Raw genomic sequence first — 13,222 nt, 5'->3', positions numbered from 1 at the left:
TTGGTTATTCTCCCAGCGGAAACTTTCAACAAAGGTCTGCTTGGCGTATTCTCTTTTAGCAGGATATACTTGGGGGGAAATCCATCATTCAACAAAGGAGAAGTCCATGAAAGTTATAGTTGATCTATGTGTCGTACCTATGGGTGTCGGGGTCTCTGTTTCGAAATACGTCGCTCTGTGCGAGAAGATTCTGACCGAGGCCGGATTAAAGACCCGCCTACATGCTTATGGAACAAATATAGAAGGCGAATATGATCAGGTTTTTGCGGCGATCCGTCAATGCCATGAACAGGTTCATGCCGCTGGTGCCCCACGCATCAGCACCACAATCAGAATGGGAACCCGCACCGACCGGGAGCAGACCATGGCGGATAAAATACAGAGTGTTGAAGATAAGTTGACAAAATAACTGTTAAGGATCGCACAATGAAAGCATTGGTCAAACGAGAGGCAGCACCCGGTCTATGGCTAGAAGAGGTACCAAAGCCAGAAATTGGCATTAACGATGTGCTCATTAAGGTCAAGCGGACCGCTATTTGTGGAACCGATATGCACATCTATAACTGGGACTCCTGGTCACAAAAAACCATTCCGGTGCCCATGATCATCGGACATGAGTTTGTCGGTGAGATTGTTGCCGTCGGGACCAATGTCATCGACTTCAACCCTGGCCAGATTGTCTCTGGTGAGGGGCATGTCGTCTGTGGCCGTTGTCGTAATTGCATGGCGGGACGTCGGCACCTTTGCGCCCACACCAGCGGCATCGGTGTCAACCGTCCCGGAGCCTTTGCCGAATATCTGGCTCTGCCGATGTCCAACGTCTGGGAGCACCAATCTGGGATCGATCTCGATGTCGCTGCCCTGTTTGACCCGTTCGGTAATGCCGTCCATACAGCCCTACAATTTGACCTGCTTGGTGAAGATGTTCTGATCACTGGTGCCGGCCCCATTGGTGCCATGGCAGCAGCGGTCTGTCGTCATGCCGGGGCACGACATGTCGTCATCACCGATATCAACCCTCGACGGCTGAAACTGGCTAAAGTCCTGGGTGCGACCTGTACGGTTGACGTCAGCAAGGAGAGTATCGCGGCAACGCAGAAAAAACTGGGGATGGCAGAGGGTTTCGACGTCGGTCTGGAAATGTCTGGCAACCCGTCTGCGTTTAATGCTCTGCTAGAAAACATGTGCCATGGGGGAAAAGTTGCCCTGTTAGGTATTCCCGGAAGCGATATCGCGATTGATTGGAATATCGTTATCTTTAACATGCTCACCCTCAAAGGGATCTATGGTCGAGAGATGTACGAAACCTGGTACAAGATGTCGGTGATGATTGAGTCGGGTCTGGATATTTCTCCGATCATCACCCATCGTTTTCACTATACCGAGTTTGAACAGGGTTTTGCCGCTATGAATGCCGGAGAAGCCAGTAAAGTTATCCTCAACTGGGATTGATGATAACCACACCACAACCTCTACTTGGCACTCTTTGCCCAAGAAAACCCTGCCTCAGCAGCGGGGCATGATGTTGTTTTCACATAAAGGTGCAAATTTTTAGTCTTGCCTCTGATTTAGGAGAGAAGAGCCGTGTACGCTAAATTTCAAGAATATTTAAGTACCGAACTAAAATCCATTCAATCTGCCGGGCTGTATAAACATGAACGACTCATCACTACGCCACAAAATACCCATGTCAGCGTCAGTGGGGATCGCGAGGTTTTAAATCTGTGCGCCAATAACTATCTTGGTCTGGCCCAACACCCAGAAGTGAATGCCGCCGCCAAACAAGCTCTGGAGAGATGGGGGTTCGGTATGGCGTCGGTCCGTTTTATCTGTGGGACCCAGACCTTGCATAAACAACTTGAGTCAAAACTCAGTGAATTTCTGGACAGTGAAGATACGATCCTCTATCCATCCTGTTTTGATGCCAACGGTGGTCTGTTTGAAACCCTGCTCGATGAAAAAGATGCTGTCATTTCTGACGAACTCAATCATGCCAGCATTATCGACGGAGTGCGCTTATGTCGGGCCAAACGTTATCGCTACCGTAACAGCGATATGGCCGACCTGGAAAAACAGTTGCAAGATGCTGATAGAGCTGGGGCACGCTTTAAGCTGATTACCACCGATGGTGTTTTCTCCATGGATGGTTTTATCGCCAAGGTTGATGAAATCTGCACTCTGGCCGAAAGATATGATGCGTTGGTCCACGTCGATGATTCTCATGCCACAGGTTTTATCGGCGCAGAGGGGCGGGGCACGCCTGAGTATCGAGGTTGTATGGACCGAGTCGATATCATAACAGGAACCCTTGGCAAAGCATTGGGCGGGGCGAGTGGGGGGTTTACCAGCGCGCATAAAGAAATTATTGACCTGTTGCGGCAACGTTCCCGCCCCTATCTTTTTTCCAACACGGTGGCACCACCAGCCGTGGCCGGGGCATTGAAAGCTATAGAGCTAATCAGCCAGTCAAGTCAGTTGCGCGATCAGCTACGTGAAAATACTACCATGTTTCGCCAAGGGCTTGAGGATCAGGGTTTTGCACTCTTACCGGGAGAGCACCCCATCGTTCCGGTGATGCTGAAGGATGCCGTACTGGCAGGTCAATTTGCCGAAGCCATGTTGGCAGAAGGGGTCTACGTTGTCGCCTTTTCCTACCCGGTCGTACCAACAGGTCAAGCACGCATTCGCACCCAGATATCGGCCGCTCTGACAGCAGATGACATCCACTTTGCTATCGATGCTTTTGGTCGGGTAAAGAGACAGTTAAAGATCTGATAGATAACCAGCGAACATCCGTAAGTTCAAAAAAGCTTCAGGGAGATCAAAAAACTTAGCACCGCCAGAAAACTAAATAAAACCACCATCAACCCTCGATAGGTGAGCCGCTGCTGTTTGCCAAGTTGATGAGCATGCTGAAAAATACGCTCCCACACCTCCGGCAACGCAGTTCCCCGGGGAATCTTGCGTAACACTCCTAACACCTCCTGAGGTGAGACTAAAACAATCTGCTCCCGGTACGTCATCTGCAGATAAACACCCTGACGCAAGACACTCAAGCTCGCAGGGTTGCAACCAATACGAAACAGTTCACTGCGGACTTTTAAGTTGCCTGCTTCTGCACGCCGACTCATCTCAGCAATGGCGTAGATACTCACCGGGCTCGTCACAGGGACTCCTATCAGGTTGTTCTCAGAGAACGTTTGGTTGTTGTCATTGGAGTCGTTTTTACTTTTCGCCGCAAACACCAGTTGGCGTCTTTGACTGTTTACCGACGTTTAATGCTGGTTTTCTCGATAAACCCTCCCAGAAATGACCCCAGACCTTACAGATTAAAATATTCATTCCGGAATATTCGGAATTGTCGTCTGTTCACCTTTATGATTTTGCAGACAATATTCATGTTGATCCTTGCCCTTGATATAGTAGTCCGGCATCAATGGAATTTTGCCGATGTTGGTGGCGACAACATACATTGGCTGCGCGAGTCCGGTCGTGTGTCCACGCAATGCGTCACGGATCAATTCGGCACCCTTTTCTACCGGAGTCCGGAAATGGTCAATCCCAGGTGCAGCCTCACAATAAAACACATAATAGGGTTTAATCCGCACCGAGAGGAGTTTCTGATGCAGCTTACGGAAAGTTTCAACATCATCATTGATCCCTTTGAGCAGGACCGCCTGGTTGCCGACATTCACCCCGCAACTGAGCAATCTGAAGACCGCTTGAGCGGTTTCTTCAGTGATCTCTTTGGGATGGTTACACTGAGTGTTGATCCAGATCGGCACCCGATGATAACCATTCAGGACCTTCATCAGACCGGCGTCAATTCGCTGCGGTAACACCACCGGCGTCCGGGTCCCAAAGCGGATCATTTCCACATGTGGCAACTCACGCAGTTTTCTGATCAGGTAGTCAAGCTGTTCGTTACTCAGAAGAAACGGATCGCCACCGGTGATCAATACATCCCGCACTTCGCTGTGCTCAGCTAACCAGCGCAGCCCCTCTTCAACATCAAAATGAAGTTCCAGATCACCGTCAACGACCAACTCTTTCCGAAAGCAATGGCGACAGTAAATTCCGCACGTCTGAGTCACCGTAAATGCGACCCGATCCTCATACTGGCGAGCGATACTATCGGGGCGGACCTCTGTGGTCGCCCGGTTCTCTTTCCAGATCAGATAATCTTTCATCCCATAGCGGTTCTGCTGCTCCAGTCGCGATGGAATCACCTGCTTCCTGATTGGACAATCGACATCATTCGGATCCATCAATGCAGCAAAATGGGGAGTTGTCCCCCAGGTCCCGCCGATGTTTTGCAGCAGAGCTCTCTCTTCTGACGTCAGGTGGATGTAACTTTCCAGTCGTTCGATCGTATTAACAAATTGCTGTAGCTGTTCTTTCCAGTTCATATCTCTCTTCCGCGAGGTGAATGGTACGATTTAAATTTGCTTGCAGTAGGGGGACAAAGTTCCCGCAGAGGAACACCTACCACCTACGATAATTTCGGGTTTGGGTCGTCGTCATGACTCAGGTCGGCAACAATGGGCGCTGTTTGTCACCTCTGCTCTCTTATGCCAGACATTCATGCTCTCCAGACTGCCGCTGATCTGCGTATTTTTTACCAGCGTCCCGGCAAATTTATAGCCATTCTGAGCAAAACAGATGTTCATGCCGTAGGACAACGCACGCGCAATCGTGTAACAGGTTTTAATCCTCAGACTTTGCAGCTGAGCTTCCAAATATTGAAGGAGGATGCTTGCCAACCCCTGTCCCCGCCAGTGACCGTCGGTGGCAAAATCGGTCAACTCCGCATTGCTGTTGGAGAGATCCGTCTCAGCTGAGGCCAGTGCTAACAATTGATCTCCCTGCCAGATCCCAGCGTAAACAACATTATCAGCCATCGTCGTTGTCAGATATTGAGGGTCATGAATAGGAAAGGGATAACTGGCAAAAGTCTCCCGGTAGAGCTTCGCCATCTGCTGACAATGATCAGGGGTCGCCAATTGACAGTCACAGCCGGTGGGGAGACTTATCATGTGCCTTTTCTTAGATCTGTCACCAGCAACTTCGAGGACCTTTTCCACTCTGTCAGCGGCAGGGTCAAGGCGGCGTTCTGGATGAAAATAATAGGCCATAAAAGCACCATTCTCCCGTCCCTTGAACAGACCAGGCACCTCAGCCTCAACCCGATAGCCGTGGTCAGCAAACTGGCTTTGTGCTGATTGAGGCACCTTGACAAAGGCTTTGCTGTAATTGTGCCGAGCAGCGAGACTCTTGATATTAGTAATGACTTCCGGTAAATCGTCCTCTGCCAGTTTCATCAGATAAACCCGATCATTCTCCGGACCATGCTGAATGACGGACTGACCGAATCGGGTAATAACATCATGACTCACGTCTTCGCTCCATGCGTTGATTGCCTGACGGAGTCAAACTGATTGTCTCGTCAAAATCAGAGAGCAGTTGCTCAATGCCGATGACATCCGCCTCCTCTCCATCCGCAAGATTAAGTTGCAGTTCACAGTTGGAACACTGTCGGTTGCAGAATTTTTCCTCATAGTTGGCAGGTTCCTGATAGGTGGACATCACCCCCTCGTAGTTGCGTAGCACAACCTTGTTGGTTGAAAGCGATATCAGATAGTTAGGATTCAGGGGAATTTTACCTCCACCGCCTGGGGCATCGATCACATAGGTCGGTATCGCAAAACCGCTGGTATGGCCAATCAGACTTTCCATAATCTCGACCCCTTTCCCCACAGGAGTACGGAAATGAGACAACCCTTCGGCCAGATCACACTGATAGAGATAGTAAGGGCGCACCCGGTTTTCCACTAACTTATGCACCAGTGCCTTGATGATGCGTTGACAATCGTTCACCCCAGCCAGTAGCACTGACTGATTCCCCAGCGGAATACCAGCGTCAGCCAACTTCCGTAACGCCTGACGCGACGAACTGGTTATTTCTCGTGGATGGTTAAAGTGGGTGTTAAGCCAGAGAGGCTGATGTTTCTTTAACATTTCAACCAGCTCATCAGTCACCCGGTAAGGCAACACCACCGGCATCCGCGAGCCGATACGAATCACCTGGACATGATCAATTTTCCGCAGCTCACTCAAAATCCAATCAAGATATTGATCGTTGAGCATCAACGGATCGCCACCGGACAACAACACATCCCTGACCTCAACCCGGTTGCGGATGTAATCAAGCCCCTTCCTGATTTGTTTGCGATCCGGGATCGAATCGACATCTCCGACTTTGCGCTTGCGGGTGCAATGACGGCAATACATGGCGCAGACATTGCTGACATGAAACAACACCCGATCGGGATAACGATGGGTAATCCCTGGGACCGGACTGTCGTGATCTTCAGCCAGTGGATCGGCCATGTCGACCTTCTCAACTTGTAACTCCTCCGGGCTGGGAAAGGCCTGTCGAAAGATAGGATCATTACGAAAATCGCTACGATCAATAAGAGACAGATAATAAGGCGTTGTCGAGAAGGGAAACTTTTTCAAGGTTAAATCGACCTTGCGCCGTTCAAGAGGCTCAAGCTGGATGTCGAGCAATTTTTCAAAGGTAGCAACGCTGGTCACCGAATGTTTCAGCTGCCAATGCCAGTCTGTCCATCGAGATGCCAAACCATCAGAGGTATCGCTGATCCTCTCTGCAATTTTTTGTTGTGAATTTGAATATATACTCATAGTTTTAGCTATTTATAACTTTCGATGTGAATATGTGACGACACAGAGCGGCGGGATAATTTGTCCCTGGGTCGTGATCTGGCGAGGGGAGAAAAACTGTTTTTAGAATAAAAACATCAATAATGGCTCCTCATTGCGAAAAATAGGAAGAGGACTAAAGATTCGACAAAGAATCATTCGTGCACGAAAGGTTTTAACAAAAAGAGACGTCTCTGTCAAGACAGCTAGCCAGGGACGATAGAAGGGGAATTATTTTTCTGCGGTCAACGAGCCGGTTTCAAGAAGTGGTGAGGCCCCGATATGACGTGCTTCCATGAGGTCAACCAGTTTTTCCAACGCCAAAGTGATAGAGACCTGTTCAATTTCAGGTAGCTCCACCAGAGCAGTCGCTAAAGTGTCCTGCAGCAGAGAGGGGGCAGCGGCGACCAGCGCTTCGCCCGTCGGGGTCATAGAAATATGAACCTGGCGGCGATCTTCACTGCTGCGCTTGCGCATCACCAGCTGCTTCTCCTCAAGTCGGTCAACAATACCGACAACTGTGCTGGGACTGAGATAGACGTTTTTGGCCAGATTACCACTGGTCAGTGGGCCTTCCTGTTTTACCGCCAACAAGCAAGCGAGCTGTGGTCCGGTAATCTTGTGCAGGGTCGAAAGTTTATGTGAATGGAGATCGACAGCGCGGATAATACGGCGCAGAGCTTGTAAGATACGCAGATCGTAGCATCCCTTCGGAACCTCCGGATCACTATTGATGTTTTTATCTATTTTATCCATCAACTCCCTTTCTTAACAGATTTGTGCAGATAACTCGCGCATGTTGACACGCTGCAGAATTTAAAAAGCAGCCATATTAAAGACAGATCCTGATTCTGACAAGCCCTCTTAAGGGGGCACCGGGGCGGCAGGTTACACCCACACCTAACCAAAGCGATAAAGGCTCTGTCCTGCCTTGTATAACTCCACTGGACCATCCTCCGAGACCTTAATAACGCGACCATAATAGGAGGCAGATGTTGCGGCTGTCGTCCGCCCCCCGCCGGTGACCAGATCACCAACCTTTGAGGTATCGACAATCACCCCGGCATCGAGCAGTTCGCCTTTATGGTTGATAACTGTCAAACCATCGGACGAAAGGATGCGGCCCAATTCTCCCGACCGCTTTAACGCGCCAATCTTTTTCCCCCGAACATTCCGGATCAAAGCCCGACTGAGGGGGTCCCGGCCACCGACAGAACCTTTCCGCAGAACATCCAGAGCAGCGACATCGTCTGCTATCATCACGACCATGCCATTCCGGGATTTTGAGAGGGCGTAAACCGTCCAGAGCAAATGTTCAATCGAGCGTTTATCGAGGCACCCCGCCAGAAAGTCACGGATAATATCTGGATCGTACAGCCCCCAATACCCCTTGCGCCACACCAGCATTCTGTCTCGATCGAGGACGATTTCAACTTCGGACGCATGGTTGACATAGACCGCAAAAGACCCCTCTCCCGCCATTGCAAGCAGTTTCTGGGTTGCGCGATGCGCCAATTGTTCGATCTGGTCTCCCGAAGTTGGAGACTTCAAACCAATCGTCCCTTTAATATTCATACGGATATCACCAATAAACAGGGATCGGTCGCCATCCACCAGACGGTGGGAGAGTGGGTTTTGAAAAAAATCGGCAGAAATTCGACGGCGGCTCTCTTCAAGATCAAGCCAGTCATAACGGGTTTTTTCCAATGCGGCCAGAAAGTCATCCAGCTGACTTCGACAAATCAGAAATCCGGTTGTTGCCGGGGAACCTTCATAGCGCTGATATGACAGGCTTTTAAGCAGTTGGATCAGACTTTGAGCCGGCCAGAAAACCCCCTTCCGGTCACCCCGAATATAACGCGCGACCGCAATATCAGCCAAAGAGGTCAATAAAGCGGTGCGAAAATGGGCAGCATAGCCTTTGGCTGAAAAGCCCGCGAACAGACCAGAAAAAGCGGTCAGCAGTTCGCCGATAAAGTCCCTCTCTGTGGTCGTGAAGCCGAGCTCTTTACGCTCGGCGCGAAATAAATAACTGACCCCGCCAATTTTGACAGCAGATAAAAATTCATCTCGACCTGCCGCCTTGAGAGCAAGATCAGCCTCACTGCACTCCGTCAATGTAGCTCGGGCTCCACCCAAAAAGAACCGCACACTACTCTCTATGGCATTAAATGCTGATTTCGGCATCATTCAACCTAGTAGGAGAAAGGGGGATCACCCTACGCCCCAGAACAGGACAACTGCCATAACAATATGGACCAATCCAAGTGAAACAACCCACCAATTGACCATAGAACAACAGTAACGACTACGGATGTCAAGAGAATGGCTGACCTGAGTCTAAAAACACTGAAAAACAGCCGGAATCACGACACCAATAACAATTTTCACATTTTTTAACCATCCGGTGAAGTGCTGTTCCCCGTCGACAAAAAAGAGTTTCTGAATTGACTGGCACCTGCCTTGCATATTTATAGACGCAACAGCTCGACAACCCCAGAGAGAGACAAACATGCCACAACCACAACTGATCCTATTCACCGACCTCGACGGCACTCTTCTCGATCACCATAACTATAGCTGGGAAGCCGCCCGTCCAGCATTGCAACTGCTGCGAGAGCAACACATTCCGCTGATCCTCTGCACCAGCAAAACGGCTGCTGAAGTGTCCAGGTTGCACCAGGAATTACAACTATCCACCCCGTTTATTGTCGAAAACGGCTCAGGAATTATCCTCTCGCCCGATATGCAGTCTGCACATTTTTTTGGCAGACCTTACTCAGAGCTGATCAATCTGGTGCACCAGCTACGCCAACAACACGGTTACAAGTTTAAAGGATTTGCCGATTTTTCCATAGCGGAAATTAGTGCAATCACAGGTTTGAGTGTGGTCATTGCTGAGCTGGCAAAACAACGGCTTTGCTCAGAACCCATCCGTTGGGATGACGACCCGACGAAGCTGGAAGAATTCCGCAACCACCTCACCCGTCACGGCTTACAACTGCTCCGCGGCGGCCGTTTTTATCATATTGTCAGTAACAGCACTGGTAAGGGCACTGCTCTACGTTGGCTGCTCAAACATCAACCGGCACCGGCAAATCGTTACTGGTACAGCGTCGCCCTTGGCGACGGACCAAACGACCAATCCATGCTCGAAGCTGCCGATCTCGCGGTCATCATCCCCTCGGTCAGCGGTGTGTCACCAAACCCGCAGAACGTTTCTATCATTCACGCAACGGAGCAGGGTCCAGCAGGTTGGAATCAAACTGTCTGCGATATCCTGCAACAATATAATAAGGAGTAATTTATGGCTGATTTTTTCCAGAATGGTGTCATTACCACCTTACACAACTTGACCAATCGATCGACAGAAGACCTGGAAAGTGATCTGCTTAAATTTTCTAGCCGCCGCCCCATGAGTCTGGTGCTGCCTTCGCTCTATTCCGAATTGGAGGGCCCGGCTCTGGGGCCGATTCTGGATGATCTGAAGAGTGCCAAATATTTACGTGAAATCGTTATCGGACTGGATCGCGCTGACGCAAGCCAGTTCAACTACGCCAAAGACTATTTTGGCAGACTCCCACAGGAACACAGAATCCTCTGGAACGATGGTCCGCGCCTGCGTGAGGTCGACAAAATGTTGGCCGACAAAGGTCTGGCGCCGACAGAAATGGGCAAGGGGCGCAATGTCTGGTACTGCTTCGGTTACGTCCTCGCTTCCGGTCGCAGCCGGGCAGTGGCGCTGCACGATTGTGATATCGTCACCTACAAACGGAACATGCTCGCACGACTGATCTATCCGGTGGCCAACCCCGCCTTCAATTATCAGTTCTGTAAAGGTTTCTATTCCCGTATCGCCAATGAGAGCCTCAATGGCCGCGTCTGCCGCCTTCTGGTCACCCCGCTGCTGCGTTCATTGCAGAAGGTTGTCGGTCACACTGACTATCTCGAATACCTTGACAGTTTCCGTTATGCCCTGGCCGGTGAGTTTTCCATGCAGGTCGATGTCTTGAATGATCTGCGCATTCCCAGTGACTGGGGTCTGGAGATCGGGATACTTTCAGAGATGTACCGTAACTACACCACAACTCGCGTCTGTCAGGTCGATATCGCCGACACCTACGATCATAAACATCAGGAGATGTCCGCCGATAACCCACAAGGGGGATTGTCACGCATGAGCACTGACATTACCAAGGCGGTCATCCGCAAATTGGCAACCCAGGGGATGGTCTTCACTCCGGAAACTTTCCGGACCATTAAGGCAACATACTTCCGCGAGGCCCTCGACTTTGTTGAACGCTTCTACAATGATGCACAGATGAACGGCCTATCGATTGACCGCCACAAGGAGGAAAAGGCTGTTGAGCTATTTGCAGAAAACATTATGCGCGCCGGAGAATTTTACCTGCAAAACCCAATGGAAACCCCCAATATGCCGACATGGAACCGGGTGATCAGCGCCATTCCAGACATCCTTGACCATATTTATGAGGCGGTTGAAGCAGATAATAAATAATGATCGTTAAACAATAGCCCGGTCGAAGCCTCATCGCCACCGGGCTATGTCTCCAAATCGCTCCACATCGGCCTTGACGCTGTATAACGACAAGGCGTTCACACCCTACTCTTGTTGTTGTGCCAACCAGAGAACATGGTAGGGAGGGAGTTCAATCACTGCCCGCTCACTGGTGACAATTTCTCCCGTCAACAATCCCACCCAGCGGCCATTAAACTGTCCATCAAGGGCACCATCAACATATAGGTTGCGCGGTTGCTCAGTCAGGTTATGGACGGCGAAAAGCTTCTGCTTACCATCCGGGCTAAAGCGCCAGAAGCCAAACAGATACTCACCCAAGTGCAATATCTCCTGACGACCATCAGGGTGAAAAGCAGGCTGTTGTCGGCGAATTTGCAGACGCCTCCGGAGTTCGAAAAAGACTTTTGCCTGGTTTGACTGTTGATCGTCAAGCAGCTCCTCCAATTCCTGCTGCTGCCAACGGTGTCGGTTAATACTCCGGGCTCGGCCGCTCTGCGCCACCCCATCGTGATCATTGGGCGTTGCCAGCAGGCTGTGGAGATACAACGCCGGAATGCCGCGCAAGCCGATCATCAACGTTTGGGCAAGAAGAAATCTAGCCAACTGCCAGCAGTCATCCCCCAGCCAGGTCCCTTTTAAAGCATCAAAATAGCCGATGTTAATCTCATAGGGACTCCTGCTGCCATCGTCATTGGCCTTGTAACTGACCAGCCCCCCGAACTTCTCCATCCCATGCAACAAGAGGTCAATCTCCCCCTGAGGCAAAAGCCCTTCCAGCGGTCGCAAACCGACCCCATCATGGGACGCGGTAAAGTTCAGAAAGGTACACCCCGGCGGAGCATTGCAACGACTTCGGGCCCATTCACATAAATACAGGCTGGTGCCGCGATACAGTCCATGCAACAACAAAGGAGATAAACTGAACTGGTAAACCATATGGGCTTCATTACTGTCGCCAAAATAACTGAGATTTTGCTGGTGCGGCAGATTCGTTTCGGTCAACAACACACTTTTCGGCGCAACGGTTTCGATAATATTGCGTAGCAACTTCACGATTTCGTGAGTTTGCGGAAGGTTAAGACAGCTGGTCCCCCACTCCTTCCAGAGAAAAGCGACCGCATCGAGACGGATAAATCGTGCCCCTTGACTCAGGTAAAAAAGCAGGACTTTTATATATTCGAGCAGAACATCCGGGTTGGAAAAATTGGTGTCTACTTGGTCGGCGCTGAAGGTCGTCCATACCTTGGCAGAGCCACGATTGGTTTCAACCTCTGTCAGCAATGGGGATTGGCGCGGTCTGACCACATGACTCAAGTCAGCATCCTTAGGCGGGGTGATAAAGTAGTTCTTCCCCGGTGCTTCATCGTGTAGATATTCTTGAAACCAGCGATGTTGGCTGGAGACATGGTTGATCACCAGATCAACCATCAAATCGAAATTACGGTTGATTGCAGCAATTTCACCCCAATCACCCAACCTCGGGTTGACAGATTGATAATCGACCACCGCAAAACCATCGTCGGAACTGTAAGGAAAGAAGGGCAACAGGTGGACAGTATTGACGATTCCCGACAGATGCTGCTCAAGAAATGAGCATAATACTTGGACCGGCGCCAGACCTGCAGCACAGATTGAATCACCATAGCTGATCAAGATCAGATCCTGCTCACTCCAAAGCCGGTTGATCGGCTCTGTTGCTGCTGTATCTGAAAAACTTTGCAACTCTGCAACTATCTGATCCAGAAGGTCTTTTACCTGTTCATCGGGATATATCCGTGCTAAACGTTCGGATCCCTGCCGTTGAAAACGCTCCAGCATCTCAGCACCTGTCATCTCGCAACCCCTTTCGACTGACGATCTGAAGTCACATCCATGCAGGTTGCAAGCCAAGGATGATACCACTGAAGGGCCGCTGATTAAATACAAGAAGGGGGGCCACCAGAATCGGGAAAATACAAA

General features: G+C 50.3%; 12 protein-coding genes. 5 read left to right on the top strand and 7 right to left on the bottom strand.

Annotation, left to right across the window (positions count from 1 at the left end; all coding sequences use genetic code 11):
- The first annotated feature begins 106 nt into the window (after positions 1–106).
- The 3 genes from BLU87_RS10020 to BLU87_RS10010 all read left to right on the top strand — a co-directional run bounded on the left by BLU87_RS10020 (position 107) and on the right by BLU87_RS10010 (position 2,775).
- The gene (locus BLU87_RS10020; protein WP_092347623.1) at positions 107–409 is read left to right on the top strand and encodes an MTH1187 family thiamine-binding protein; all 303 of its coding nucleotides are present in this window, start codon (positions 107–109) and stop codon (positions 407–409) included.
- 17 nt (positions 410–426) lie between these two features.
- Positions 427–1,452, top strand: a complete 1,026-nt coding sequence (gene tdh / locus BLU87_RS10015; RefSeq protein ID WP_092347620.1) for an L-threonine 3-dehydrogenase — start codon at positions 427–429, stop codon at positions 1,450–1,452.
- A 132-nt stretch (positions 1,453–1,584) separates the two neighbouring features.
- Entirely contained in the window at positions 1,585–2,775 is a 1,191-nt protein-coding gene (locus BLU87_RS10010; protein ID WP_092347617.1) for a glycine C-acetyltransferase, read from the top strand.
- A gap of 26 nt (positions 2,776–2,801) precedes the next feature.
- On the opposite strand, the gene BLU87_RS10005 is transcribed toward BLU87_RS10010, so the two are convergent.
- From BLU87_RS10005 to BLU87_RS09980, 6 genes are all read right to left on the bottom strand, one after another.
- A complete protein-coding gene (locus BLU87_RS10005; protein ID WP_092347614.1) occupies positions 2,802–3,167 on the bottom strand; it encodes a hypothetical protein in 366 nt (121 codons plus the stop codon).
- Positions 3,168–3,338: 171 nt separating this feature from the next.
- Positions 3,339–4,409 carry a KamA family radical SAM protein gene (locus BLU87_RS10000; protein WP_092347611.1) on the bottom strand — a complete coding sequence of 357 codons (1,071 nt, stop codon included), beginning with the start codon at positions 4,407–4,409 and terminating at the stop codon, positions 3,339–3,341.
- 111 nt (positions 4,410–4,520) lie between these two features.
- The gene (gene ablB / locus BLU87_RS09995; RefSeq protein WP_217637480.1) at positions 4,521–5,396 is read right to left on the bottom strand and encodes a putative beta-lysine N-acetyltransferase; all 876 of its coding nucleotides are present in this window, start codon (positions 5,394–5,396) and stop codon (positions 4,521–4,523) included.
- The gene (kamA, locus tag BLU87_RS09990; protein ID WP_092347608.1) at positions 5,386–6,705 is read right to left on the bottom strand and encodes a lysine 2,3-aminomutase; all 1,320 of its coding nucleotides are present in this window, start codon (positions 6,703–6,705) and stop codon (positions 5,386–5,388) included. Before kamA ends, ablB begins: the two co-directional genes overlap by 11 nt.
- Before the next feature lie 249 nt (positions 6,706–6,954).
- On the bottom strand, positions 6,955–7,479 hold the full coding sequence (locus tag BLU87_RS09985; protein WP_092347605.1) for a MarR family winged helix-turn-helix transcriptional regulator: 525 nt from the start codon (positions 7,477–7,479) through the stop codon (positions 6,955–6,957).
- Positions 7,480–7,623: 144 nt separating this feature from the next.
- Positions 7,624–8,913 carry a hypothetical protein gene (locus tag BLU87_RS09980; protein ID WP_245706444.1) on the bottom strand — a complete coding sequence of 430 codons (1,290 nt, stop codon included), beginning with the start codon at positions 8,911–8,913 and terminating at the stop codon, positions 7,624–7,626.
- Positions 8,914–9,235: 322 nt separating this feature from the next.
- Here BLU87_RS09980 and BLU87_RS09975 point away from each other — a divergent pair, with 322 nt between their 5' ends.
- A complete protein-coding gene (locus BLU87_RS09975; RefSeq protein WP_092347599.1) occupies positions 9,236–10,027 on the top strand; it encodes an HAD-IIB family hydrolase in 792 nt (263 codons plus the stop codon).
- Positions 10,028–10,030: 3 nt separating this feature from the next.
- Positions 10,031–11,242, top strand: coding sequence for a glycosyltransferase family protein (locus BLU87_RS09970; protein ID WP_092347596.1), 1,212 nt, complete (start codon positions 10,031–10,033; stop codon positions 11,240–11,242).
- A gap of 105 nt (positions 11,243–11,347) precedes the next feature.
- Here BLU87_RS09970 and BLU87_RS09965 read toward each other — a convergent pair whose 3' ends face one another.
- On the bottom strand, positions 11,348–13,096 hold the full coding sequence (locus BLU87_RS09965; RefSeq protein ID WP_092347593.1) for a sugar phosphorylase: 1,749 nt from the start codon (positions 13,094–13,096) through the stop codon (positions 11,348–11,350).
- Positions 13,097–13,222 lie beyond the last annotated feature (126 nt).

It is taken from the genome of Desulfuromusa kysingii, assembly GCF_900107645.1.
In the GTDB taxonomy this organism is placed as follows: domain Bacteria; phylum Desulfobacterota; class Desulfuromonadia; order Desulfuromonadales; family Geopsychrobacteraceae; genus Desulfuromusa; species Desulfuromusa kysingii.
This window is presented reverse-complemented; position numbering and strand designations above follow the sequence as displayed.